This is a genomic window from Flavobacterium sp. CYK-55, from assembly GCF_018413465.1.
Taxonomy (GTDB): domain Bacteria; phylum Bacteroidota; class Bacteroidia; order Flavobacteriales; family Flavobacteriaceae; genus Flavobacterium.
This window is the reverse complement of the sequence record NZ_JAHCDK010000003.1, coordinates 209,946-234,280: the sequence shown is the minus strand read 5'-3', so window position 1 is coordinate 234,280 and position 24,335 is coordinate 209,946. Positions and strand designations below refer to the sequence as shown.

General features: G+C 39.1%; 24 protein-coding genes. 10 read left to right on the top strand and 14 right to left on the bottom strand.

The annotated features are described in order from the left end of the window. Positions 1-63 precede the first annotated feature (63 nt). Positions 64-1,104 (bottom strand): PLP-dependent cysteine synthase family protein, encoded by a 1,041-nt coding sequence (locus KIH23_RS05665; RefSeq protein ID WP_213211872.1) that lies wholly within the window; start codon positions 1,102-1,104, stop codon positions 64-66. 73 nt (positions 1,105-1,177) lie between these two features. Continuing rightward, the gene (locus KIH23_RS05660) at positions 1,178-3,313 is read right to left on the bottom strand and encodes a S9 family peptidase (RefSeq protein WP_410505123.1); all 2,136 of its coding nucleotides are present in this window, start codon (positions 3,311-3,313) and stop codon (positions 1,178-1,180) included. Between the two features lie 68 nt (positions 3,314-3,381). Here KIH23_RS05660 and KIH23_RS05655 point away from each other — a divergent pair, with 68 nt between their 5' ends. Both KIH23_RS05655 and KIH23_RS05650 read left to right on the top strand, forming a co-directional pair. Further along, positions 3,382-3,705, top strand: coding sequence for a YbaB/EbfC family nucleoid-associated protein (locus KIH23_RS05655; protein ID WP_213211870.1), 324 nt, complete (start codon positions 3,382-3,384; stop codon positions 3,703-3,705). Position 3,706: 1 nt separating this feature from the next. Beyond that, the gene (locus tag KIH23_RS05650; RefSeq protein WP_213211868.1) at positions 3,707-4,435 is read left to right on the top strand and encodes a sulfite exporter TauE/SafE family protein; all 729 of its coding nucleotides are present in this window, start codon (positions 3,707-3,709) and stop codon (positions 4,433-4,435) included. Here KIH23_RS05650 and KIH23_RS05645 read toward each other — a convergent pair. Then, positions 4,432-5,457, bottom strand: a complete 1,026-nt coding sequence (locus KIH23_RS05645; RefSeq protein ID WP_213211866.1) for a threonine aldolase family protein — start codon at positions 5,455-5,457, stop codon at positions 4,432-4,434. The genes KIH23_RS05650 and KIH23_RS05645 overlap by 4 nt on opposite strands. 192 nt (positions 5,458-5,649) lie before the next feature. Here KIH23_RS05645 and prfB point away from each other — a divergent pair. From prfB to KIH23_RS05630, 3 genes are all read left to right on the top strand, one after another. Continuing rightward, positions 5,650-6,751, top strand: a protein-coding gene (gene prfB / locus KIH23_RS05640; RefSeq protein ID WP_213211864.1) for a peptide chain release factor 2 whose coding sequence is annotated in 2 segments (ribosomal slippage) — positions 5,650-5,712 and positions 5,714-6,751 — 1,101 coding nt in all. Because the reading frame shifts where the segments join, the coding sequence is not laid out codon by codon here. A gap of 9 nt (positions 6,752-6,760) precedes the next feature. Beyond that, on the top strand, positions 6,761-7,438 hold the full coding sequence (locus tag KIH23_RS05635; RefSeq protein ID WP_213211862.1) for a DUF3575 domain-containing protein: 678 nt from the start codon (positions 6,761-6,763) through the stop codon (positions 7,436-7,438). A gap of 2 nt (positions 7,439-7,440) precedes the next feature. Beyond that, positions 7,441-7,983, top strand: coding sequence for a DUF1697 domain-containing protein (locus KIH23_RS05630; protein ID WP_213211861.1), 543 nt, complete (start codon positions 7,441-7,443; stop codon positions 7,981-7,983). On the opposite strand, the gene KIH23_RS05625 is transcribed toward KIH23_RS05630, so the two are convergent. The 3 genes from KIH23_RS05625 to KIH23_RS05615 are packed head-to-tail and all read right to left on the bottom strand — an operon-like array spanning position 7,980 to position 11,205. Further along, positions 7,980-9,206 (bottom strand): porin, encoded by a 1,227-nt coding sequence (locus KIH23_RS05625; RefSeq protein ID WP_213211859.1) that lies wholly within the window; start codon positions 9,204-9,206, stop codon positions 7,980-7,982. The two genes, KIH23_RS05630 and KIH23_RS05625, sit on opposite strands and share 4 nt — an antisense overlap. 46 nt (positions 9,207-9,252) lie before the next feature. Next, the gene (locus KIH23_RS05620) at positions 9,253-10,548 is read right to left on the bottom strand and encodes an inorganic phosphate transporter (protein WP_213211857.1); all 1,296 of its coding nucleotides are present in this window, start codon (positions 10,546-10,548) and stop codon (positions 9,253-9,255) included. 12 nt (positions 10,549-10,560) lie between these two features. Further along, the gene (locus KIH23_RS05615) at positions 10,561-11,205 is read right to left on the bottom strand and encodes a DUF47 domain-containing protein (RefSeq protein WP_213211855.1); all 645 of its coding nucleotides are present in this window, start codon (positions 11,203-11,205) and stop codon (positions 10,561-10,563) included. A 217-nt stretch (positions 11,206-11,422) separates the two neighbouring features. Between KIH23_RS05615 and KIH23_RS05610 the strand changes: the two genes are divergently transcribed. From KIH23_RS05610 to KIH23_RS05600, 3 genes are all read left to right on the top strand, one after another. Then, positions 11,423-13,051 (top strand): acyl-CoA carboxylase subunit beta, encoded by a 1,629-nt coding sequence (locus KIH23_RS05610; RefSeq protein WP_213211854.1) that lies wholly within the window; start codon positions 11,423-11,425, stop codon positions 13,049-13,051. 128 nt (positions 13,052-13,179) lie between these two features. After that, positions 13,180-14,817, top strand: a complete 1,638-nt coding sequence (locus KIH23_RS05605; protein ID WP_213211852.1) for a M1 family metallopeptidase — start codon at positions 13,180-13,182, stop codon at positions 14,815-14,817. A 93-nt stretch (positions 14,818-14,910) separates the two neighbouring features. Beyond that, complete coding sequence (locus KIH23_RS05600; protein ID WP_213211850.1) at positions 14,911-15,336, top strand: DoxX family protein; 426 nt, start codon at positions 14,911-14,913, stop codon at positions 15,334-15,336. Positions 15,337-15,377: 41 nt separating this feature from the next. Here KIH23_RS05600 and KIH23_RS05595 read toward each other — a convergent pair whose 3' ends face one another. Then, positions 15,378-16,424: an AMP-binding protein gene (locus KIH23_RS05595; RefSeq protein WP_213211848.1), complete on the bottom strand. Its 1,047-nt coding sequence runs from the start codon at positions 16,422-16,424 to the stop codon at positions 15,378-15,380. Further along, entirely contained in the window at positions 16,384-17,343 is a 960-nt protein-coding gene (locus KIH23_RS05590; RefSeq protein ID WP_213211846.1) for a CPBP family intramembrane glutamic endopeptidase, read from the bottom strand. Before KIH23_RS05590 ends, KIH23_RS05595 begins: the two co-directional genes overlap by 41 nt. A gap of 62 nt (positions 17,344-17,405) precedes the next feature. Here KIH23_RS05590 and arsC point away from each other — a divergent pair, with 62 nt between their 5' ends. Next, complete coding sequence (gene arsC, locus KIH23_RS05585; RefSeq protein WP_213211844.1) at positions 17,406-17,744, top strand: arsenate reductase (glutaredoxin); 339 nt, start codon at positions 17,406-17,408, stop codon at positions 17,742-17,744. 71 nt (positions 17,745-17,815) lie between these two features. Next, positions 17,816-20,302 (top strand): outer membrane beta-barrel family protein, encoded by a 2,487-nt coding sequence (locus KIH23_RS05580; RefSeq protein WP_213211842.1) that lies wholly within the window; start codon positions 17,816-17,818, stop codon positions 20,300-20,302. A 50-nt stretch (positions 20,303-20,352) separates the two neighbouring features. Here the strand turns inward: KIH23_RS05580 and KIH23_RS05575 are convergent, their stop codons facing one another. The 6 genes from KIH23_RS05575 to lpxA all read right to left on the bottom strand — a co-directional run bounded on the left by KIH23_RS05575 (position 20,353) and on the right by lpxA (position 24,335). Next, entirely contained in the window at positions 20,353-20,517 is a 165-nt protein-coding gene (locus tag KIH23_RS05575) for a hypothetical protein (RefSeq protein WP_213211840.1), read from the bottom strand. A gap of 177 nt (positions 20,518-20,694) precedes the next feature. Then, positions 20,695-21,567, bottom strand: coding sequence for a succinate--CoA ligase subunit alpha (gene sucD, locus KIH23_RS05570; RefSeq protein WP_213211838.1), 873 nt, complete (start codon positions 21,565-21,567; stop codon positions 20,695-20,697). An 84-nt stretch (positions 21,568-21,651) separates the two neighbouring features. Beyond that, entirely contained in the window at positions 21,652-22,011 is a 360-nt protein-coding gene (locus KIH23_RS05565; protein WP_213211836.1) for a nuclear transport factor 2 family protein, read from the bottom strand. Positions 22,012-22,013: 2 nt separating this feature from the next. After that, positions 22,014-22,946, bottom strand: a complete 933-nt coding sequence (gene lpxD / locus KIH23_RS05560; RefSeq protein ID WP_213211835.1) for a UDP-3-O-(3-hydroxymyristoyl)glucosamine N-acyltransferase — start codon at positions 22,944-22,946, stop codon at positions 22,014-22,016. A 1-nt stretch (position 22,947) separates the two neighbouring features. Next, complete coding sequence (gene efp, locus KIH23_RS05555; protein ID WP_213211833.1) at positions 22,948-23,511, bottom strand: elongation factor P; 564 nt, start codon at positions 23,509-23,511, stop codon at positions 22,948-22,950. 38 nt (positions 23,512-23,549) lie between these two features. Further along, the gene (lpxA, locus tag KIH23_RS05550; protein ID WP_213211831.1) at positions 23,550-24,335 is read right to left on the bottom strand and encodes an acyl-ACP--UDP-N-acetylglucosamine O-acyltransferase; all 786 of its coding nucleotides are present in this window, start codon (positions 24,333-24,335) and stop codon (positions 23,550-23,552) included.

Here is a 24,335-nt window from a genome sequence, read left to right as displayed (position 1 = left end):
AACAATCTATAAAACAAAAAGCCTCAGTATATACTGAGGCTTTTTTTATTATTCACTCTTGATTTATTTAATGATTTCAACTTTTTGAGCATTTTCTGCATTGATGCTGTCAAAGAAACCTTGGTCGCTCATCCAATCATCGCTAAAAACTTTGCTCATATATCGTGAGCCGTGATCAGGGAAAATAGCAATTACGCAACTGTTCTGATCAAACTCGCCTTCTTCGGCATATTGACGAATGGCTTGCATGACCGCGCCAGATGTATATCCTACAAACAAACCTTCGGTCTTGGCAATTTCACGGGTTAAATGAGCACTGTCTTCGTCAGAAACTTTGGTGAATTTATCGATAATATCAAAATCAGTAGCTGTAGGAATCAAGTTTTTGCCCAAACCTTCAATGCGATACGGATAAATTTCATCGGTATCAAACTCTTTGGTTTCGTGGTATTTTTTAAGAACAGAGCCAAAAGCGTCAACCCCTAAAATTCTGATGTTCGGATTTTTTTCTTTTAAGAATTTAGCCGTTCCTGAGATGGTTCCGCCGGTTCCGCTACAAGCCACTAAGTGTGTGATTTTGCCAGCGGTTTGGTTCCATATTTCAGGGCCGGTGGTTTTGTAATGCGCATCAATATTGAGTTGATTAAAATATTGATTGATGTAAACAGAACCTTTGATTTCTTCATGCAAACGTTTGGCTACATTGTAATATGAACGTTCGTCATCGGCAGAAACATGCGCCGGACAAACATATACTTTAGCGCCCAAACTGCGCAACATGTCAATTTTATCTTTCGAAGATTTTGAGCTCACGGCCAAGATACAGTTGTAACCTTTGATGATGCTTACCATAGCCAAACTAAAGCCTGTGTTTCCTGATGTGGTTTCAATAATTGTATCCCCCGGATTCAAGATGCCACGTCTTTCAGCTTCTTCAATAATGTACAAAGCTATTCTATCTTTTGTCGAGTGTCCCGGATTGAAGGCTTCTACTTTGGCGTAAAAGTTACCCGTGAGATTTGCGGTAACTTTATTGAGCTTGATAAGCGGTGTGTTTCCTATCAGTTCAAGTACACTATTGTAGGCTTTTATTTCTTCTTTCATAAAAAAATAGTTAGTCAAGGTGTGCCATGCAGCGCGACCACAAAACCCTGCAAAGCTAAAAAAAATATTCGAATTACCTTTGAATTTTTTCTAAATCTAATAAAAAAGCAAACTCTTTGGCCAGCTCCTTCAATGCTTCAAACCTTCCGGAAGCTCCACCGTGTCCGGCATCCATATTGGTGTCTAAAAACAATTGCTTTTGGTTGGTTTTCATCACGCGCAATTTAGCGACCCATTTGGCTGGTTCCCAGTATTGAACTTGCGAATCGTGCAATCCGGTTGATACATACATGTTCGGATAATCTTGCGCTTGTACATTATCATAGGGTGAATACGAACGCATATAATCGTAATACTCTTTTTCGTTCGGATTACCCCATTCGTCATATTCTCCGGTGGTGAGCGGAATAGAATCATCCAACATGGTGGTCATCACATCTACAAACGGAACTTGTGCAATGATGCCATTGTATAATTCTGGAGCCATATTGGCCACGGCGCCCATGAGTAATCCGCCGGCTGATCCGCCCTCGGCATACAAATGTTCAGCCGATGTCCATTTTTGGGCAATCAAATATTTTGAGCAATCAATAAAATCAGTAAATGTATTTTTCTTTTTGAGCAATTTTCCATCTTCATACCACTGACGTCCTAAATCTTCGCCTCCGCGGATGTGTGCGATTACATACACAAAACCGCGGTCAAGCAGCGACAAACGCGTAGTTGAAAAATAAGGATCCATTGACATTCCGTAGGAACCGTAAGCATATTGCAAAACCGGATTTTTACCATCTTTCTGGATGCCTTTTCGATATACTACTGACATCGGAATCATCGTTCCATCAGCAGCTTTGGCCCAAAGTCTCTCTTCGGTATAATTGTTTTTATCAAACTTTCCGCCCAAAACCTGTTGCTCTTTTTTGATTTCTTTGGTTTTGGTTTTCATGTTAAAATCGATGATTGATGAAGGCGTAGCCATCGATTGATATCCGTAGCGCAAAACATCGGTATCAAAATCAACATTGGTTGTGGTGTAAGCCGTGTAGGTTTCAATATCAAAAGGCAAATAATATGCTTCTGCCCCGCTCCACGGCATAATTTTAATTTTGTTGAGTCCGTTGCTGCGCTCAGAAATCACCAAATAATCTTTAAAAATATCAATGCCTTCAATCAGAACATCTTCACGGTGCGGAATCAAATCTTTCCAGTTTTCTTTAGAGGTTGCCGTTTCAGGCGTTTTCATCAATTTAAAATTGGTGGCATCATCAGCATTGGTAACGATGTAAAAACTGTCATTATAATGAGAGATGCTGTATTCTAATCCGCGGATGCGTGGCTGAAAAATAACAAAATCAGCCTCGGGATGATCGGCCGAAATGAATCGATATTCATCAGTGAGCGTGCTCGAAATGTTGATGGTGATGTATTTTTTTGATTTGCCTTTTGAAACCGATACATTAAAAGTATCATCGGCCTCAAAATAAACAAGCTTGTCTTGCGAAGAATCAGTTCCTAAAATATGTTTGTAAACCTTGTCAGAGCGCAGTGTTTTTTCGTCTTGACGCGTATAAAAAAAGGTTTTGTTGTCGTTGGCCCAAGCCACGTTTCCGGTGCATTTTTCAATTTTATCTGATAGTAATTCTCCGGTTTGTAAATCTTTTAATTGTGTGGTATAAATGCGTCTGCCCACAACATCCACAGAAAAAATCGCCAATCGATTGTCATTGCTGATGCTGATGCCGCCAAGTTGAAAAAACTTGTGTCCTTTAGCCATTTCATTGCCGTTGAACATGATTTCCTCGGGCGCATCAAGACTGGCTTTTTTGCGCGCATAAATCGGATAATCTTGCCCTTTTTCAAAACGCGTGATGTAATAATAGCCGTTGTATAAATACGGAACCGACTCATCGTCTTCTTTGATGCGGCTTTTCATTTCATTGAATAAATCTTTCTGAAATTGTGCCGTATGCGCCGTGGCCGCTTGGTAATACTCGTTTTCTTTGTTTAAGTAATCAATTACGTCAGGGTTTTCTCGATCGTTGAGCCAGAAATAATTATCGATTCGTATATCAGAAAATTTTTCCAGTTTATGTGGTTTTACAGTCGCTACGGGCGGTTGCATATTTTTTGTCATCTTCGCTTTTTTAGGTTGTGCATAAGCAGCGGCAAAAATAAGCGAAAGCAAGAATATATAGGGTTGTTTTTTCATGAGCTTTTAATAATTCTTTAGGGCAAAGTACTAATTTTACGGCTTTATAACCTGTAAATTTTATCAACATGTTTTCAGATATGATGGGAATGATGGGCAAACTCAAAGAAACCCAACAAAAAATTGAAGAAACCAAAAAAAGATTAGACACCGTTTTGGTAGATGAACAAAGTGCTGATGGATTGTTAAAAACAACTTTGACGGCCAATAGAAAAATTAAATCAATTGCTATTGATGATGCTTTGCTTGCTGACAAAGAACAACTAGAAGATTATTTGATTTTAGTGCTCAATAAAGCTATTGAAAAAGCTACAAACGTAAATGAAGCTGAACTGGCTGCTGTAGCCAAACAAGGTATGCCGAACATTCCGGGTTTGGATATGTTTAAATAAAATGAACCTGCGTTTCAGTTTTTTATTTTGGGCGCTCATCGCTGAAATCATCGGAACCATTGGCGGTTTTGGCTCGTCTGTTTTCTTTGTGCCGATTGGAAACTTTTACTTTGATTTTTATTCGGTTTTGGGCATGACGGCCGTTTTTCATCTGTCGAGCAACTTAAGTAAAATAGCTTTATTCCGGAAAGGTTTAGATAGAAAAATGTTGCTCAATATCGGTTTGCCTTCGGTGGTTTTTGTGATATTAGGCGCGCATGAGTCGGGCAAACTCGATCCGAAAATCTTAGAAATTTTACTCGGTATTTTTTTGGTGGCCTTGAGTTTATTTTTCCTTGTCAAAAAGAATTTTTCATTTGCGCCTACGCGGGATAACGCAACGGTGGGCGGGATTTTATCGGGCTTTTCGGCCGGATTATTGGGCACCGGCGGCGCTATTCGCGGACTCACGATGGCTGCTTTCAATATGGAGAAAAGCGCTTTTATTGCCACTTCGGCAGCGATTGATTTGATGATTGATTTAACCCGAACACTTGTTTATTACGATCAAGGTTATGTACATGAAAGCCAAATGATTTATGTGCCTTTTTTGTTTGCTATAGGATTGATCGGTTCCTATATTGGCAAGCGAATTTTGAATCATATTCCGCAAGAGAGATTCAAGAAAATATCACTGTTGTTGATTTTACTCATCGGAATCATCAGCATGGCCAAACAAATTGTTTTTTAAAAAGTGATTTTGCGCAAATGCTCAGCTACATATTCATGCATGACTTGTCGGTAATCTAAATGTGTAACCATGCGCAATTTTCCGTGCCCCATAGAGCTAATCATAATGCCTTTGGACTTGAGTTTTTCAATCACGGTTTTTTCGTCTAATGGCGCTCGAACAGAGAATATCAGGATGTTGGTCTCAGGCTCTTCAACTGAATCAACCCAAGAAAGTTCTTTGAGCATTTGACCGAGTTCAAAAGCTCTTCGATGATCATCAGCCAAACGAACAATGTTGTTTTTGAGCGCATACAAACCGGCCGCTGCCAAATAACCTGACTGCCGCAAATTGCCACCAAAGATTTTTCGGATGCGCAGCGCGCGTTTCATGGTTTCGGCATCGCCCAAAAGCACGGAACCAATCGGCGCTCCGAGGCCTTTTGAAAAACAAACCGAAATAGTATCAAACAATTCACCGTATTGTTTTGGGTGTTCATTTTTAACTACGAGTGCATTCCACAGACGCGCTCCATCAAGGTGATATTTTAAGTGGTGTTCTTGGCAAACCGTTTTGATTTTTTTAAGCTCTTCGATATCGTAACAAGCGCCTCCGCCTCGATTGGTGGTGTTTTCAATGCTGACCATTTGGGTTTTGGGTGCATGATAAAACTCCGGGTCGTTGATGCCGGCTTTAACCTGTTCTGCGGTAATCATTCCGCGGTTTCCATCGATCAAGTTAAAGTTGACACCACTGTTGAATGAGGCACCGCCGGCTTCATACAAGTGGATATGCGACCATTTATCGCAAATAATTTGATCGCCCGGTTGGGTGTTGAGTTTAATAGCAGTTTGGTTGGCCATAGTGCCCGACGGAAAAAACAGGGCGGCTTCTTTACCAAACCAATCGGCGACGGCTTTTTCAAAGGCATTGACTGTTGGATCTTGTTTAAAAACGTCATCGCCTACTTGGGCTTTGAACATTTCTTGAAGCATTTCAGGACTGGGTTTGGTAACGGTGTCGCTGATTAAATTTATTTCCATATCAATTGGGGAAAGTTTACTTTTGTGCTTGAATTTGTGATTTAAAAACGGTATCCCTAGCCCCGATAGTAGTGGAAATCCTTTTTGTTTGCAAAAATTCCCTCGACTGCGCTTGGGGTGACAAAAACAAAAAGATTGCAACGGATAGCGGGATTAGCTACAAAAAATCACCGCCAAAAATAATTATAATTTATGACAACTACCGAACAAATCAAAGGTATTGTAGAACGCCTTGGTGCGTTGAGGAGGTATCTTTGACATTGATGCCAAAATCATTGAAATTACCAACGAAGAAGAAAAAACGTTAGCGCCCGGTTTTTGGGATAATGCCAAAGAAGCCGAAGCCATGATTCGCAGTCTGCGCTCTAAGAAAAAATGGGTTGAAGACTACAACAAAGCGATCGTGCTTACCGACGAACTTCAGCTGGCTTTTGAATTTTATAAAGAAGGTGAACTTACTGTAGATGAGCTAGATGAGCAATATCATTTGGCTGATGTATTTATTCAAGATATTGAGTTTAAGAACATGCTTTCGGATGAAGGCGATGCGTTGAGCGCGGTGGTTCAGATTACGGCCGGAGCCGGTGGAACTGAGAGCTGTGATTGGGCCCAAATGCTCATGCGTATGTATATGATGTGGGGTGAAAAGTTTGGTTGTAAAATTAAAGAACTTAACTTTCAGCCCGGTGATGTGGCCGGAATCAAAACGGTTACCTTGGAATTTGAAGGCGAATTTGCTTTTGGTTACTTAAAAGGTGAAAACGGCGTGCATAGATTGGTGCGCATCTCGCCTTTTGACAGCAATGCCAAAAGACACACCTCGTTTGTTTCGGTTTATGTGTATCCGCTGGCTGATGATACGATTGAAATTGACATCAATCCGGCTGATATTTCTTGGGAAACCATGCGCTCAAGCGGTGCCGGAGGTCAGAATGTAAATAAAGTTGAAACGGCGGTTCGTTTGCGCCACCACCCGACCGGAATTATCATTGAAAATTCAGAAACCCGCTCACAGCTGGACAATAAAACCAAAGCCATGCAATTGCTTAAATCACAATTGTATGAAATGGAACTCAAGAAACGTCAAGCTATGCGCGATGAAATTGAAGCCAAAAAGATGAAAATTGAATGGGGTTCACAGATTCGCAATTATGTAATGCATCCGTATAAATTGGTCAAAGATGTGCGAACGGGTTATGAAACTAGTGATGTGGATGGTGTTATGGATGGTGAAATTGATCCGTTTTTAAAAGCTTATTTGATGATGATGGGACAAAAAGACGAGGAATTGTAAAATCTTATTATGATGAAAAAGTTTGCTGTAGTTTTATTTTCGTTATTTACCGTATTTGCTTTTTCGCAAGAGAACAACACAGAAAAAGGATGGATTGTTAAATATAATCCAACACATTCAATTGATTTTTTGACTTTTCCAACCATCACTTTTGCTATTGAAAAAAGAATCAACAAAAATATTGGTGTTAACCTTGAAATAGGCCATCAATTCTACAATTATAAAAATCAGTTACTCGATACGATTTATGACAAACCACGAGGATTCAAGGCTAATTTTGAAACCCGTTGGTATTGGAAGAGTACCGACAAAAGAAACAGCGGATTTTATAACGGCTTGCAACTTTTTTACCGATATAATCAATTTACCAGAACCATTAGTTATACACAAGAAAGCACTTCAAATGGTTTTGTTGATACTTTTGGTGTTCGTAAAACCGCTGCCGGAGCTATACTTGTGGCAGGATATCAATATATTATGCCATATAATTTTGTGCTGGAAGCATATTTTGGTGGTGGATATATGTATCGGAACATCAAAAATAATCATCGAGCATTTGACAAATCTAAAGATGTTGAAGTTGAAGGAGTTGATCAATTGTTTAATCGAGCTTCGGTTGATTTAAGCGAAAATTCCGGAAGCACAGTTATTCTCACTATTGGTTGTAGAATTGGATACAAATTTTAGGTATGAAAATTTACATTGCATTATTGCGCGGAATCAACGTTAGTGGGCAAAAGCTCATTAAAATGGAACGGTTGCGCGAAGTGATGACTGATGAAGGCTTTGCGAATGTTCGAACCTACATTCAAAGTGGAAATATCATTTTTCAAAGCTCAGAAAGCAACGAGCAGCAACTTGAAACAAAAATTTCTGAAGTAATACTAAAGCATTTTGGTTTTGAAGTCCCGGTGCGCATAACAACTCTTGACGAACTAGAATGGATTCGAGAGAACAATCCGTTTGCAACAGAGCATTTGCAAGACGCTACACAACCCTACATTACTTTTTTATCTGAAGTTCCACAAACGGACAGACAAAACGACTTTGAACAATTGACTTTTGCGCAAGATCGTTTTATCTTCAAGAATCGTGTGATGTATTTGTGGTATGCTGATTCTGCAGCCAATACAAAACTCAACAATCAAGTCATTGAAAGTAAACTCAAATTAAAAGCAACAAGCCGGAATTTTAAAACATTGCTCAAATTGATTGAATTGGCCAAAGATTAGATGCCAATTTCAACTTGAAAACGCAAATACCAGTTGTTTTTTGAGGTTCCGTTATAGTATTGTAATTGGTCAAAAGTGAGTTCGCTTTGCAATTTAAAAGTGTGTTCCCACAAATACTTTGTTACTCCAAAAGTGTATTGACGTGTGTTGGGGGTTAAAGATCTAATGTCTTTTGATGTATTTTGGATAGAATATCTACCGATGAATTCATAGTTCTTTTTGGTGTTGTAACTCAGCTGATAATCAAAACCGTTTCCGGTGTAAACATATTTTCTCAAAGTCGGATCAGATGCATTAACTGTAATGGCGTTATCAGGTGTCATGCGTGACATATAACTGGCCATGGCAGCCCAGCCGTTGTATTTGAACATCGCGTCAAGCAATACTGATTTCATGGTTCGGGTTTCATACAAATCATCACCCAATTGACCTTGAGTTCTACGTGCGTGATTGTTTTGTTGAAATGCACCAGAAATCATCAGTTTTGGTTTTTTTTCGCGAATCACATCGCCTTCAAAATAGGTTCCGTCTTTGGCAAAGGCACCAAATGGCAAAAGCTCAACTTTTCCGGTAAAAGCTACACCATCATCAGGCTTATCGGTTGAATTTCTACCTTCGCCGGTTGATACTGCGGCTTTGAAATTATATGAAAATTTATCCTTGAATTCATTGAGGTTGTGGATTTGAAAACCAAAATCGCGATCAATAGTGAACTTCCCATTATTGATGGTTCTGTCGGTTAATTGCAAACCTCCGGATGAATTCACACGCTGACGGTTTCCGGGTAATTTGGTTTGACCAAAACTAAAATTCCAATGTTTGTTGGGGCGATAAATGAAAACCGCATCACGAATAATGTTTATGTTTTCACCTTCTTTTACCTCACCAACATCGCCTGGCGCAAAGGATAATTGAATGGCATATAAAAATTTAGGATTCACTACAAAACCGTCAAAGCGCAAACGCAGCCTGCGAATTTCGGCTCCGTAAGCTCCTCTTTCTCCATCATTTTTAAAGTAAGTAGCTCTATTTTGCATTCTAAATCGGATGTTAAACTGAAACAAACTATCCGGTGAGGTTAGCCCGATTCCTTTTCCGTAACTGTAATACGGCAAAGTTGAAAGACGAATATCGTTGTCGTGATGTGCTTTATTTTCGGTTTTTACTTGTGCTTTTATATTAAATACAAAAAGTAAGGTAATGATTAAGCTTAGGCGCTTCATGGTATTAAAATAAAAAACTCCCAATTGTAAAATCGGGAGTTTGTGGTTATATAAATATTTTTAAAAGATAGTAAGTCAAGGCAGCAATAATGGCCGAAACCGGAATAGTCAGCGCCCATGCCCACAATAGATTAACTGTCACGCCCCAGCGAACCGCAGAAATACGTTTGGTAACACCAACACCAATGATCGAACCTGTAATGGTATGCGTTGTTGATACTGGGATTTTGAAATGCTCAGTACTAAATAAAGTAAGCGCACCGGCCGATTCGGCAACCACGCCTTCAAAAGCATTAACTTTGGTAATTTTTGAGCCCATGGTTTTTACAATTTTCCAACCACCACTCAAGGTTCCTAATGCGATAACAGAATAACAAGTCAGCGGTATCCAGCCCGGCATTTGCCCTTCAATTTTAACACCGTCTTTTTCAGAAGGCAAAACGACATTTAAGTCTAACCATCCTAAAGTCATGTTGGTGTGCGGATGTGTATTGAGATAAACGGCTACCGCAGCAGCAATAATTCCCATTACTTTTTGTGAATCGTTTCCGCCATGTCCTAAACTGAATGATGCTGAGGATATCAACTGCATTTTTTTCAGAATTGATTCAGCTTTAGCTGTTGAAAAAGTACTGAAGAATAAATTAAAAATCGCCAAAGTATAGAATATAATGGCCACCAGGAACCATTTGATATTTCCGGGTTCGGTCATAAAAGCCCAAAATTCGTTTTCAAATCTTGGTTTTTTGATGTCCTCATACGGAATCAATACCGTTGATAAAAACCAAGCTACAATCAGCATCAGCGCTATGGTAAATAACTTCGGATAAATACTTTTACGTGATGAATACATCAGCCAGAGCGAAACAAAGTAAGATATAATCATACCGATGAGTGGTGCTAAAACAATAAAAGCAACCACAACCAATACCCCTGAAGGAAACAAATCGCCTTCTTTGGCTGGTTTGAACCAGTTGACTACATTAAACCCTGCATGAGCAATAGCTGCTCCGGCAAATCCTCCGATTAAGGTATGCGATGATGACGAAGGAATTCCTTTCCACCAAGTAAACAAGTTCCAGATAATAGCGGCTATGATTCCGGCCAAAATAACTACCAAATCGATGTTCTCGGTTTTGGCTGTTTTGGCCACCGTATCGGCCACACCAAATCCAAAAACCCAGTAAGCCAAGAAGTTAAAAAAAGCAGCCCAAAGTACTGCCTGAAAAGGAGTCAACACTTTGGTAGCTACAATCGTAGCGATTGAATTGGCCGCATCGTGAAATCCGTTGATGTAATCAAAGAATAAGGCCAGTAGAATGATAATGAGTAATAAAGTCATCGTCAATCGCAATTATGAATGTTTGACAGAAATTTGCTCCATGACATTGGCCACGCTCTTACATTTGTCAGAGGCTATTTCCAAAGCCGAAAGCACTTCTTTGTATTTGATGATGTTTTTAACATCAGTTTCGTTTTCAAAAATATCAGCTACGGCTTTGTCAAAAACATTGTCGGCCTTGCTTTCAAGCTTGTTGATTTTTTTGCAAGTATCTTTAATGGATTTGATGTTTTTTAAATCTTTTAATTCTTTGATTCCAACACCAATAAGTTGGCAAGCTTCAAGATTTATTTCAGTTAATTTTCTGATAGATTTAGTAATTTTCTCAACCTGATACATACGCATTCTACTGGCTGCTCCGTGGATATTTCCGGCTACATTGTCAATTGATTTAAACAAAGAATAGATATCTTCGCGATCAAATGGCGTAATAAAATTGCGACTGAGTTCTAAGTGGGCTTTGTGTGTAATATCTTCAATCACCGCTTCGAGTTCTTCAATTTTTTTGAAATACTCTTCTCTTTCGCCTTTCGGTGCATTAACTGCTTCGTGTAAAGTTTCGGCCAAAGCAATCAAATTGGTTGATGCCATTTCAAACAAAGGAAAAAACTTGGTGTCTTTTGGTACTAAAAATTGAAAAACGCGATTTAAGTTCATGATAAGTTGAATTTTAGATGTGGCAAAACTAAAAAGTCAATGTTAAATTAATATTAACACAACAATAAGATGCGGTTATATCTTTAACATTTTATTAAAGTTGATTTAATGTTGCGTTTTAAATTTCATAACATTAATTCAAACGTTTTCGTACTTTAGCAAAGCCTTAAAAAAGCAGTTTAACCTTCAACACAATTACTACAGAAATAACATTTTTATGGATTTAAACTTCAATAAAAACGAAGATTACAACAAATTACTCCTTTCAGATCTCAAACAAAAATTTGCCAAAGTAAAACTCGGTGGAGGGCAAAAACGCATTGAAAAACTTCATTCAGAAGGCAAAATGACCGCGCGTGAACGCATTGATTATTTATTGGATAAAGATGCACAAAGCATTGAAATAGGCGCTTTTGTCGGTGACGGTATGTATGCCGAGCACGGAGGTTGCCCTTCAGGTGGCGTCGTTGTGAAAATGGGTTATATTCAAGGGAAACAATGTATTGTGGTGGCCAATGATGCCACAGTAAAAGCGGGTGCTTGGTTCCCGATTACTGGTAAGAAAAACTTACGCGCCCAAGAAATATCCATTGAAAACAGATTACCTATTATATACTTAGTGGATAGTGCCGGTGTTTATTTGCCGATGCAAGATGAAATTTTTCCGGATAAAGAACACTTTGGCCGCATTTTTCGCAACAACGCCATTATGTCAAGCATGGGCATTACCCAAATTGCGGCCGTGATGGGCAGTTGTGTAGCCGGAGGTGCTTATTTGCCGATTATGAGCGATGAAGCACTGATTGTAGACAAAACCGGAAGCATCTTTTTGGCCGGAAGTTACTTAGTCAAAGCCGCCATTGGCGAAACCATTGACAATGAAACTTTGGGCGGTGCTACAACGCATTGTGAAGTTTCGGGTGTAACTGATTTTAAAGCCAAAGACGATAAAGATGCGCTTGACCGAATTAAAAGCGTAGTCGGTAAAATTGGTGATTTTGAAAAAGCAGGTTTCAACCGTGTAAAAGCTGAAAAGCCTGCACTTGACATGCAAGAGATTTTTGGTATTCTACCCAAAATGCGCAGTGAACAATACGATATGTATGAAATCATTAAGCGTTTGGTTGATAATTCTGAATTTGACGAATACAAAGCCGGTTACGGACAAACCATTATTACCGCCTATGCGCGCATTGATGGCTGGGCCGTGGGCATCATTGCCAACCAGCGCAAAGTAGTCAAATCTAAAAAAGGTGAAATGCAGTTTGGCGGAGTCATCTATTCAGATTCTGCTGATAAAGCCACGCGTTTTATTGCCAATTGCAACCAAAAGAAAATTCCACTCGTGTTTTTGCAAGATGTGACCGGATTTATGGTGGGTTCAAAATCAGAACATGGCGGTATTATTAAAGACGGAGCCAAAATGGTCAATGCGGTTTCTAATTCAGTAGTGCCCAAGTTTACTGTGGTTGTCGGAAACTCATACGGTGCCGGAAATTACGCCATGTGCGGAAAGGCTTATGATCCGAGATTGATTTTTGCTTGGCCGAGTGCCGAATTGGCCGTAATGGGCGGAGCGCAAGCAGCCAAAGTACTTTTGCAAATTGAAGCTGCTTCACTCAAAGCCAAAGGCGAAGAAATTACGCCTGAAAAAGAACAAGAACTATTTGACAAAATCAAAGCGCGTTACGATGCGCAAGTTTCGCCGTATTATGCAGCAGCTCGATTGTGGACCGATGCCATTATTGATCCGATGGATACGCGAACTTGGATTTCGATGGGTATTGAAGCAGCCAACCACGCTCCGATTGAGAAAAAATTCAACCTCGGAGTTTTACAAGTTTAAGCTGCTTTTTCCGGGACACTTTTGCGTGAGCGATTGCAGTGAAAAGCCCGCAGTGCAGCGAGGACTTGAAACGAAAAGCGCGACCCGCAGGGGCACGCCCTAATGATCAATATTAAAATACAAAAACCATGATTCGAAGCTTTTATCTTTTTGTTTTGAGTGTCGGTTTGTGCAGTTCGCTGGCTCAGGCGCAAGAAAATTTCACGCGAAAAGATTCACTTTTTGGCGGAATGCGTTTTGAGCGCAGTTGCTATAATGTGCTTCGGTATGATTTGAATTTGCAACTTAATCCGGCCGAAAAAAAACTGTCGGGGTACAATGAAATTACTTTTAAAACGGTTGAAGATACGCCCAAAATTCAGCTTGATTTGTTTGAGAATATGCTTATTGACAGCATTGTTTTATCAGGAAAGCCACTCAAGTTTGAACGTGAATTTAATGCTGTTTTTGTAAAATTTGATCAACCTTTGCTCAAAGATTCCGAGCAAAAATTGCGCTTTTATTATCATGGACAGCCGCACATAGCCAAGCATGCGCCTTGGGATGGTGGTTTTGTGTTTACAAAAGATTCAGCCGGAAAAGACTGGGTGGGCGTAGCAGTTCAAGGCACCGGCGCTAGTTTGTGGTTTCCGTGTAAAGATTCGCAAACCGATGAGCCTGATTTGGGTTGCAGCATTAAAGTGGCCGTCCCGAATGGGCTGATGAATGTTTCAAATGGCCGATTCATGGGCAGCACCAACCTGAATAATGGTTATACGCGCTGGGATTGGGAGGTTAAAAACCCGATCAATAACTACGATATTACGCTCAATGTGGGCGATTATGTTTTGATAGGCGATTCGTATCAAGGCCTTGATTTGGATTATTATGTGTTGCGTGAGAATGAATCTAAAGCCAAAATTCAGTTTGAGCAAGTGAAGCCCATGATGGATTGCTTTCAGCGTAAATTTGGCCCTTATCCGTTTGCTGAAGATGGCTACAAATTGGTGGAAACGCCTTATTTAGGCATGGAACACCAGAGCGCTGTAGCCTATGGAAACCATTACATGAACGGTTATTTGGGCAATGATTTATCGGGTACCGGCGAGGGAATGTTGTTTGATTTTATCATCATTCACGAAAGTGGGCACGAATGGTTTGGCAACAGCATTACCTCAAAAGATGTGGCTGATATGTGGATACACGAAGGTTTTACCTGTTATTCTGAAAGTGTGTATTTAGAGTGTTTGTACGGATATGAGAAAGCACAAACCTACATCAACGGACTCAAACGCAATGTTCAAAATGACAAACCCATTATAGGCGCTTATGGCGTGGGCAATGAAGGCTCGGGCGATATGTATTACAAAGGTGCGCTGATGCTCAATACCATCCGTCATATTTTGAACGATGATGTAAAATGGTGGGCATTGATTTTAAAATATAGTACGCAATTCAAACATCAGATAATTGATACACCCACTGTAATTTCATTCTTCAATCAAGAAACCGGACTTGATTTGACCCCAGTTTTTAATCAATATCTCAAGCATAAAAATTTACCGATTCTAGAAATTAAAAGGGATCAAAATAAAATGCTTCAGTTGCGATGGAAAACTGATGAGCTTCATTTTAGTTTACCTGTTGAAATATTAAATAACGGAAAATCTAACCGAATTAACGTTTCAAACCATTGGGTCAATACCAAGATTAAATTCAAAAAGCGCCCTAAATCTGAAAATTTCAACCAACAGAAATTCTTCTATCAATTAAACATCGTTCATTAATTGGTTGGTAAAATTGTTGAAACTTTATGCTAAAATAAACCTGTATAGCGTTTATTGTGAATAACTTAGTTTTCAATTTTAAACTTATTCGCTATGAACACAACGGTAAAAAGTTTGAACAAATGGGCCAACGCTCACACCAACTATGGTTTAGACACGCTGCGAATTTCCTTTGGTATTTTTTTGATATACAAAGGAGCTTCGTTCATTACCCACAGCAGAGCTTTTGAAGATTTGATTGCTCCGGTGAGTAATTTTATGGGTGGCATGCTCACCTTTCACTACATTGCTGCGGCTCATATTATGGGCGGAATCATGATGATCTTCGGATTATTGACTCGCTGGGCTATTATGGCACAATTACCCATTTTTATGGGAGCCATAGCCATCAACTTTGCCGGAGTTATGAATGCAAACAATTTAATCACGGCAACCGCAGTTTTTTCTTTGGGCGTTTTCTTTTTGTTTTATGGCTCCGGAAAACACTCAGCCGATTATTATTTTAAAATGGAACATTAACTTTTAAAAATAAAAAGCGCTTCTCAATGGAAGCGCTTTTTTTATATCATTTCTAAAGTTTCTTTACGAATGATTTTTCCGGTTTCGGTTTCTTTGAACTTGGGTACAAAATAAATTTCTTTGGGTTTTTCATATTTGCTGAGTTCTGAAAAAACATCTTGATCCATTTCATGTTGAGCGCCTTCAACGACCAATACTAATTTTTCGCCGAGTTTGTCATCGGGTAATCCGGATACAAAAAATCGTTCAGAGATGTGCAATTTGAGTTTTTGCTCGATTTGCTCCGGAATAAGTTTGATACCGCCGCTGTTGACTACATTGTCAAATCGGCCCATAAATACAAATTGATTTTCATTGACCAGTTCAACCAAATCGTTGGTGATGATGACTTCATCAGAAATGCTCGGCGCGTGAATCACCAAACAATTGTTTTCGTTATACGAAATGGTTACCCCAGGTAAAACCGTAAAGGCCTTCTCTCCTACTTTTTTGGCTGCGATGTGTGTAATGGTCTCGGTCATGCCGTAGGTTTCGTATGATTCGGTTTTGAGTTTGACGAGTTGTTTTTCAAGATTCGGATGCATGCTTGCTCCACCCACAATCATCTTCTTAACATGTTTGAGTTGTTTGATGGAGTTTTGCGCTTGCAGCGGAACCATCGCCACAAAATCATAGTCACATTCTATTTTTTGAAGCGGATGTGCATTCGGGGCTACAAAATCCATATCTAAACCGAGGATGAAACCGCGCACAAACATCATTTTACCGGCGATGAATTGAACCGGCAAACAATGCAAAACTTTTTGGCCGGGTTCAAGCCCGAAAAAATCACCAGTGGCCAACGCTGATGCAACCATGGCTTGTTTGTTAACGCGAATTACCTTGGGTTTTCCGGTGGTGCCTGAGGTGCGCATTTCAATATACGGACGGTCATCAAACCAATCGAGAATAAAACTGCCTACCGGTTTTTCGTGCGCCTCACCTTCTTTGATAAAACTATAGGCAACTCGGCATAAATCTTCTCGATTTAAATGAAACCCATCGAGTTTAAAACTGTTGTGTACGTTGTGATAAGTCGGAGTGTTCATGTTGTGTAGTTAAGTTGCCCGTTAGTTTTTCTGTCCAATTGTTCCAATGATATTTTTTGCTGAAAACCCAAAGTAATATCGGGTAAACGACCACCACCGGAATAATGACATCAATGCCTGCTGAAGGTTCTGATAAATCTTTTAGAATTGAATTGGTCTGTAAAGCTGACCAATCTGAGGTAACCAACAAAGCTCCGATTAAATTATTCGCAGCGTGAAAACCCAGAGAAAGTTCCATTCCTTCATCCATCAAAGTCATGATACCGAGCATGAGTCCGGTTCCGATATAATAAATCAAAATAATGTAGCCCATTTTTTGAACCTCAGGATTAAAGATGTGCATGCACCCAAAAACAACTGAAGTCATCAGTAATGGAAACCATTTATTATGTGCTAAATTGCCAAAACCCTGCATGAGATATCCCCGAAAAACGAGTTCTTCACAAGTGGTCTGTATCGGAATCAATAATACGGCAATGATGAATAATCCTAAAAAAGGCCAAAGTTGAAAATTAACAACAAAATCACCCGGACTGTCAAAATAAGTCACTACCGTTGAAATAACACTGAGTAAAGCCCAAATAATGAATGAAAAGATAATGCGCTTTTTATCAATTTTTGTTCTAGAAGTAATGATGGAATGCAGGGTTTGTTTGTGTAAATAACGCATAACTAAGTATATTCCACCTACGGCAAACAAAAACGAAATCATAATTAGAAACAAAGCCATGTTTGGATCAAACATTTTCATTAAATCATTTTCACTGTCGGGCATCATTTTACCGTTACCTATAGTTTTGAACATCACACCTATTAAAAGGGGAATTTGCCCAATTAACGATGCTCCAATAATTATAATTGATCCCAATAAATATTTCCAGAATTTATTTTCGCTGTTGATGCCTTGTTCTATAAACATAAAATAATGATTGTATGTTCTAAATTTAGAAATTTAATTGGTTCTTTTGTAAAAAAATAAATATGATTATTTATCACAATCCTAAATGCAGTAAATCAAGAGAATGCTTGTTGCAATTAGAACAATTGTCAGCTGGTTTTGAAGTTGTAAAATACCTTGAAAAGCCTTTATCTGTTGATGAACTTAAAGATTTGATTCAAAAACTCAATATCAAACCTATAGAACTCGTCCGACAAAAAGAACCTATTTGGATTCAAAATTACAAAGACAAAAAAATGACACCGTTGGCCATCATCAAAGCATTGGCAAAGCATCCGGTTTTGATTGAAAGACCTATTGTTGTTAACGGGAATAAAGCTGTAATTGCCCGACCGTGGGAACGCGTTAATGAAATTATTTAACGACTGCTTTAACGTAAGATTAAGATATATTCTGAAATGCAAAACTTAATTTTACGCCTTAAATTTTGATCATGACCAAACACTTTTTTGTTGCGCTTTTCTTAGTTCTGCATAATGTAATACAACTTCAAGCTCAAAACCGACCTAGAACCGATGTTCCTAAAATTAAAATTACAGGAATCATTGTTGAAAAAAGCAACAAACAACCACTTGAATACGCAACCATTACTTTTTTTAATACCGGCAACTCTAAAATAATCGGTGGCGGCATTACCAATGCCAAAGGTGAATTTGAAGTGATGATAGTACCGGGGAATTATATTGCTAAAGCAGAATTTATTTCGTTCAAACCCCTTGAAATCAAAGCCAAAGATTATCAAAACAATCAGTTCTTGGGTATGATTCCACTTGAAGAAGATGCAGTACAACTCAAGCAAGTTGAAGTACGCGCCGAGAAAAGTACCGTTGATATCAAGCTTGATAAAAAGGTTTACAATGTTGGACAAGATTTGATGGTCAAAGGCGGAACGGTTAGTGATGTTTTAGACAATATTCCCTCTGTAAGTGTTGATGCTGACGGAAATATTCTCTTGAGGGGCAATGACAATGTAAAAATATTGATTGACGGTCGCCCATCAAATGCGATTAATATTACCGAAGCACTCAAGCAAATTTCAGCGGATGCGATTGATAAAGTTGAAATCATCACCAACCCATCTGCGCGATATGATGCCGAAGGTTCGGGTGGAATCATCAATATCTTACTTAAAAAAGGCAAAAATCAAGGTATAAATGGCACTTTGGTTTTGTCGGCTGGTTCGCCCGAAAACTCAGCAATATCAGGTAGCTTTAATATTAAAGGTGAAGAATCAAATATTTTTGGAAGTATAGGCTACAGAAAAAATGACAGTCCCGGAAATACCAAAATCAATCAAGAAAATTTTGACACAACGCACAATCTAATCAATTACATAGAAGAACGTCGCAAAAATAACCGACGTAGCGAAGGTATGAATGCAAACTTTGGCGTTGAGTTGTATACGAGCAAAAAATCGTCGTGGACCAATTCAATGTCACTCAGAAACAACAAAGGTTCAAATCCTGAAACCGTTACCTATGATATTTATCCTGCTACCGGTAGTTTTCTAAAAAATCAACGATTTAACGATGTGCGCAGCAAGAGCCAAAATGCTGAGTATGCCACCAATTTTACACAGCGATTTGCAAAAGACGGGCATAAATTTTCGGTTGACGCCTCGTTTTCAATCAATCATGACGATGATGTTTCAGGTATTTACGGCACGACCATTTTGCCGGTTCAGAGTTTTGTTTCTTCTGAGAAAACATCAAACAAACAACGTCAAAACCGTAACATGATTCAATCTGACTATGTTTTGCCATTGGGTAAAGACAGTCAGTTTGAGGCTGGTTTTAAAGGTGATTATTCAAAGATGCTTACCGAATTTCGCGTTGATGAAGATTTAATCGGAAACGGGCAATTTACACCCAATACCAATTACACCAATACGCTTGATTATCGCGAAAATGTAACGGCTGCTTACACACAATTTGGTTCTAAAATCAAGAAATTCTCTTATTTGCTCGGGCTTCGTTATGAATATTCAAAAATTGTCATTGATCAATACACTACCCAGGATTTCAATATTAAAAAATACGATAATTGGTTTCCGAGTATCTTCTTAAATTACGAAATAAGCCAAGGCAATACGATTTCGATTAGCTACAGCAAACGTATCAATCGTCCACGCGGCAGGTTCATCAATCCGTTTTCATCTTACTCAAGTAATTTGAATATTTTTCAAGGAAATCCGGATATTGACCCAACCCTTATTGATGCTTATGATGTGAGTTACCTCAAGAAATGGGGCAATAAAATTACCTTGAGTGCTTCGGCTTATACCAATATTCGTCATGATGCTTTTCAGTTTGTCCGATTTGAATCTGGGCGTTTTATTGACGGAAATCCGGTGATTATTAACACACCGTTTAACCTAACCACTAGTCAAAATACTGGTTTTGAGTTCACGGTTAATTATAGTCCGGTTAAGTGGTGGCGACTCAATACTAATTTTAATTTTTTTAATACCCAAACATCGGGTTCGTTTAGCTATAAAAAAGCAGATAATACGGTTGAAACCATTGATTTTGACAATTCAGCCGGAACTTGGTTTGCTCGCTTGGGTTCAAAAATGAATTTACCTTATAAAGTTGATTTTCAGCTCAACGCCACTTATGATGCTGCTCAAAAAACAGCTCAAGGTTCAAGTAAAGCGGTGGGCGCTCTGAATTTGGCTTGGAGCCGAGATATTTTTAAAGATAAAGCTACACTCGCACTAAACATCAACGATGTATTTAATTCACGTAAGCGAATCAATGAAGTGCAATTGCTCAATGTGAATTCGTATAGTGAGATGCAATGGAGACAGAGACAAATAACTCTGTCACTAACTTTTAGATTTAACAAACAAAAAACAGATCGCGAAAAACAACCAAAACGTGAAAACGGTGATGGCGGTGGCGATGACTTTCCGGGATAAAAAAAGGAACTCAATGCGAGTTCCTTTTTTATTTCGTCAAAATAATTATTTTATTCTGCCGCGGCTTTTTCTGCTTTTTTAGCTTTATATCTTTCATAAAGCGCACCGCCTACCCAATACTGAACGAAACCGATCAAAAAGATCATCAACCAAAAGCCAATGGTTAATACGGTTAAGAATAGCAAAAAGCCTAAATACTGTGAAAATTCAAACATGTTTCCGGAATTATTGAATTATACGCAAATGTAGCTGTATTATTCTTTTTGACCAACACTCTGCGAATCTATTTTAATAAAATAGTCAACAATTTTATTAAGATATTGTTTGATGTTTTTTCCATAAAAAAAGCCCCACATTACTGTAAGGCTTTTCAAATTTTATGAATCGGGAAATTATCCCATGATTTCTTTTACTTTCTTACCGATTTCAGCCGGTGAATCAACTACGTGAATACCACATTCGCGCATGATTCGTTTTTTGGCTTCAGCCGTATCGTCAGAACCACCTACAATCGCACCCGCGTGTCCCATGGTTCTTCCTTTAGGAGCCGTTTCACCTGCAATAAAACCAACTACCGGTTTACGGTTTCCGTCGGCTTTGATCCATTTAGCTGCATCAGCTTCAAGTTGACCGCCAATTTCACCAATCATAATGATGCATTTTGTTTCAGGATCATTCATCAACATTTCAACTGCCATTTTAGTCGTTGTTCCAATGATCGGATCACCACCAATTCCGATAGCCGTTGTGATACCTAAACCTTGTTTTACCACTTGGTCAGCTGCTTCATAAGTTAATGTTCCTGATTTTGAAACGATACCCACATTTCCTTTTTTGAAAACAAATCCTGGCATAATTCCTACTTTGGCTTCTTCAGGAGTAATCACACCCGGACAGTTCGGGCCAATTAAAACACAGTTGCGTTTTTTGATATAATCATTCGCTTTTACCATATCCGCTACAGGAATTCCCTCAGTAATAGTAATGATTACTTTAATTCCTGCATCGGCAGCTTCCATGATGGCATCAGCGGCAAAGGCAGGTGGTACAAAAATAATCGAAGTATCGGCACCGGCTTGATCAACGGCATCTTTTACCGTATTAAAAACCGGACGATCTAAATGAAGTGTTCCACCTTTACCTGGAGTTACTCCACCTACTACATTGGTTCCGTATTCAATCATTTGAGAAGCGTGAAAAGTACCTTCGCTACCCGTAAAACCTTGTACGATTATTTTTGAATTTTTATTGACTAAAACGCTCATGATATATTTTTTTGGTTGTTTTAAATTTTGCTATGCAAATGTATGCCTTTGGACGTTATTTTTTTGAATATTTTTTAAAATTATTTAGGGCAATTGACTGATCTGAAAACCGCGATATAACTTGTCATCCTTTATTTCCCAAATCACCATAAAATGCGCAAGAACCATTTCTTCACGTGGGTTTTCAATCGTTTTAATACAATGTGTATAACGCACTGAAACCAAATTCCCTTCTTTTACAATATGGCTGATTCTGGCCTTTGAACGCACATAAGCTTTACTCATTTCGGTGGTAAGCGACAAGAGTTGCTCGCGATTGAGTTGCTTAAAACCGGTGCTGCTGTTCCAATCTAAAAGAACTTCAGGATGCAGGTATTGATCCATGATTTCGCTGTTGATGAGCGCATCAGATTTGTAAAAATCCTGTATCAGTTTTTTGGACATTGTTATGATTTTAATTGATTGATTATATCTGGTATTTTCTTGATGTTGGCCAATTGTTTGAGTTTCTCACGCGATTCTTCGATCGGGGTTCCAAAGTATGATTTTCCGCCTTCAACCGATTTGGTTACGCCGGTTTGCCCCATAATCACGGCTTTGCTTCCGATAGTGATTCCACTAGTCGTGCCCACTTGTCCCCAAAGCGTTACTTCGTCTTCTATAATGACACATCCTGCGATTCCGGTTTGTGAAGCAATCAAACATTTTTTACCAATCACGGTATCGTGTCCTACATGCACTTGGTTGTCTAATTTGCTTCCTTCGCCAATGGTTGTATCGCCTGTGACACCTCTGTCAATCGTGCACAAAGCGCCAATACCCACTTTATCTTCAATTACCACGCGTCCGCCAGAAAGCAATTGATCAAAACCTTCCGGGCGTTTTTTGTAATAAAAAGCATCTGCCCCCAAAACAGTTCCGGCATGAATCATCACATCGTCACCAATTACAGTATGGTCATAAATCACCACATTGGCGTGAATTTGACAATTCTTACCAATTTTAACGTGATTTCCGATAAAAGTATTGGGCTGAATTACGGTTCCTTCACCAATTTCTGCGGATGCTGATATGCTCGCAGCGCTGGGTGTAAAAGGTTTGAAATGTTGCGTAAGTTTATTGAAATCCCGAAACGGATCATCTGAGATAAGCAAAGCTTTACCTTCTGGGCAATCCACTTTTTTGTTGATTAAAACGATGGTTGCTGCCGATTGCAAGGCTTTGTCGTAGTATTTCGGGTGATCGACAAAAACAATGTCGCCCGGTTCAACTACGTGAATTTCGTTCATACCGTGTACCGAAAAATCGGCCGGACCAACATATTCACAACCTATAAGTGAAGCAATTTGCTCGAGTGAATGAACTTTCGGAAACTTCATATTATTTTACGCGTTCAATGTAGTTTCCTGTTGCTGTATCAATTTTGATTTTGTCACCTTCGTTGATAAACAAAGGAACGTTTACTGTAGCACCGGTTTCAACAGTGGCTTGTTTGGTGGCGTTGGTGGCTGTGTTTCCTTTGACACCGGGTTCGGCATAAGTAATTTCAAGAACCACTGATGAAGGCATATCTACCGATAAAGGTAAATCAGTTTCCGTATTGATTTGTACCAAAACATTGTCTCCTTCTTTCAAGAATTCAGGCGCGTCTAGAGCATTTTTGTTCAATGAGATTTGCTCGAAAGTTTCAGTGTTCATAAAGTGAAACTCTTCGCCTTCAGCATATAAAAATTGAAATTTGTGGGTTTCAACGCGGATTTCTTCGATTTTATGACCTGCCGAAAAGGTGTTGTCAATTACTTTTCCGTTGGTAACACTTTTGAGTTTAGTTCTTACGAAAGCCGGACCTTTCCCTGGTTTTACGTGAAGAAATTCAATGATTTTGTAAATGTCGTGGTTGAACTTAATGCACAATCCGTTTTTAATATCTGATGTAGATGCCATTGTAAATTATATTGTATTGATTATTGTTGATTTGATTTTTAAATGCTACCGGTATAACCTTTCATGATTCCGCGGGATGAATTTCGGATAAAATCAAGAATTTCATCGCGTTCAGGTGTGGCTTCCATTTCAGCTTCAATAATGCTCAAAGCTTGAGAAGTATTGTAATTTTTTTGATATAGAATTCTGTAAATATCTTGAATTTCACGGATTTTATCAGTACTGAATCCGCGACGGCGCAAACCTACTGAATTGATTCCTACATATGAAAGCGGTTCTTTGGCCGCTTTGGTGAACGGAGGAACATCTTTACGGACTAATGATCCGCCAGAAATCATCGCGTGATCACCAATGTGAATGAATTGATGCACCGCTGCCAAACCACCAATTACCGCATGATTCCCGATGATAACGTGACCGGCCAAAGCTACTCCGTTGACAATAATAGCATTATCGCCAATTTCGCAATCGTGCGCTATGTGTGCCGTGGCCATAATCAGACAGTTGTTGCCAATAACGGTTTTGCCTGAAGCGACAGTTCCGCGGTTGATGGTTACAAATTCACGAATGGTACAATTATCACCAATGACGGCAAGCGAATCTTCTCCACCAAACTTTAAATCCTGCGGAACTGCTGAAATAACGGCACCCGGAAAAATATTACAATTCTTACCGATACGTGCGCCTTCCATGATGGTCACGTTTGAACCAATCCAAGTTCCTTCGCCGATAACGACGTTGTTGTGAATGGTTGTAAACGGCTCAATAACTACATTTTTGGCAATTTTTGCGCCCGGATGAACATATGCTAATGGTTGATTCAT

Excerpts from the sequence above, each read along its gene's own strand:
- KIH23_RS05665 (WP_213211872.1), bottom strand. The coding sequence starts at position 1,104 with ATGAAAGAAGAAATAAAAGCCTACAATAGTGTACTTGAACTGATAGGA.
- KIH23_RS05660 (WP_410505123.1), bottom strand. The coding sequence starts at position 3,313 with ATGAAAAAACAACCCTATATATTCTTGCTTTCGCTTATTTTTGCCGCT.
- KIH23_RS05655 (WP_213211870.1), top strand. The coding sequence starts at position 3,382 with ATGTTTTCAGATATGATGGGAATGATGGGCAAACTCAAAGAAACCCAA.
- KIH23_RS05650 (WP_213211868.1), top strand. The coding sequence starts at position 3,707 with ATGAACCTGCGTTTCAGTTTTTTATTTTGGGCGCTCATCGCTGAAATC.
- KIH23_RS05645 (WP_213211866.1), bottom strand. The coding sequence starts at position 5,457 with ATGGAAATAAATTTAATCAGCGACACCGTTACCAAACCCAGTCCTGAA.
- KIH23_RS05635 (WP_213211862.1), top strand. The coding sequence starts at position 6,761 with ATGATGAAAAAGTTTGCTGTAGTTTTATTTTCGTTATTTACCGTATTT.
- KIH23_RS05630 (WP_213211861.1), top strand. The coding sequence starts at position 7,441 with ATGAAAATTTACATTGCATTATTGCGCGGAATCAACGTTAGTGGGCAA.
- KIH23_RS05625 (WP_213211859.1), bottom strand. The coding sequence starts at position 9,206 with ATGAAGCGCCTAAGCTTAATCATTACCTTACTTTTTGTATTTAATATA.
- KIH23_RS05620 (WP_213211857.1), bottom strand. The coding sequence starts at position 10,548 with ATGACTTTATTACTCATTATCATTCTACTGGCCTTATTCTTTGATTAC.
- KIH23_RS05615 (WP_213211855.1), bottom strand. The coding sequence starts at position 11,205 with ATGAACTTAAATCGCGTTTTTCAATTTTTAGTACCAAAAGACACCAAG.
- KIH23_RS05610 (WP_213211854.1), top strand. The coding sequence starts at position 11,423 with ATGGATTTAAACTTCAATAAAAACGAAGATTACAACAAATTACTCCTT.
- KIH23_RS05605 (WP_213211852.1), top strand. The coding sequence starts at position 13,180 with ATGATTCGAAGCTTTTATCTTTTTGTTTTGAGTGTCGGTTTGTGCAGT.
- KIH23_RS05600 (WP_213211850.1), top strand. The coding sequence starts at position 14,911 with ATGAACACAACGGTAAAAAGTTTGAACAAATGGGCCAACGCTCACACC.
- KIH23_RS05595 (WP_213211848.1), bottom strand. The coding sequence starts at position 16,424 with ATGAACACTCCGACTTATCACAACGTACACAACAGTTTTAAACTCGAT.
- KIH23_RS05590 (WP_213211846.1), bottom strand. The coding sequence starts at position 17,343 with ATGTTTATAGAACAAGGCATCAACAGCGAAAATAAATTCTGGAAATAT.
- arsC (WP_213211844.1), top strand. The coding sequence starts at position 17,406 with ATGATTATTTATCACAATCCTAAATGCAGTAAATCAAGAGAATGCTTG.
- KIH23_RS05580 (WP_213211842.1), top strand. The coding sequence starts at position 17,816 with ATGACCAAACACTTTTTTGTTGCGCTTTTCTTAGTTCTGCATAATGTA.
- KIH23_RS05575 (WP_213211840.1), bottom strand. The coding sequence starts at position 20,517 with ATGTTTGAATTTTCACAGTATTTAGGCTTTTTGCTATTCTTAACCGTA.
- sucD (WP_213211838.1), bottom strand. The coding sequence starts at position 21,567 with ATGAGCGTTTTAGTCAATAAAAATTCAAAAATAATCGTACAAGGTTTT.
- KIH23_RS05565 (WP_213211836.1), bottom strand. The coding sequence starts at position 22,011 with ATGTCCAAAAAACTGATACAGGATTTTTACAAATCTGATGCGCTCATC.
- lpxD (WP_213211835.1), bottom strand. The coding sequence starts at position 22,946 with ATGAAGTTTCCGAAAGTTCATTCACTCGAGCAAATTGCTTCACTTATA.
- efp (WP_213211833.1), bottom strand. The coding sequence starts at position 23,511 with ATGGCATCTACATCAGATATTAAAAACGGATTGTGCATTAAGTTCAAC.
- lpxA (WP_213211831.1), bottom strand. The coding sequence starts at position 24,335 with ATGAATCAACCATTAGCATATGTTCATCCGGGCGCAAAAATTGCCAAA.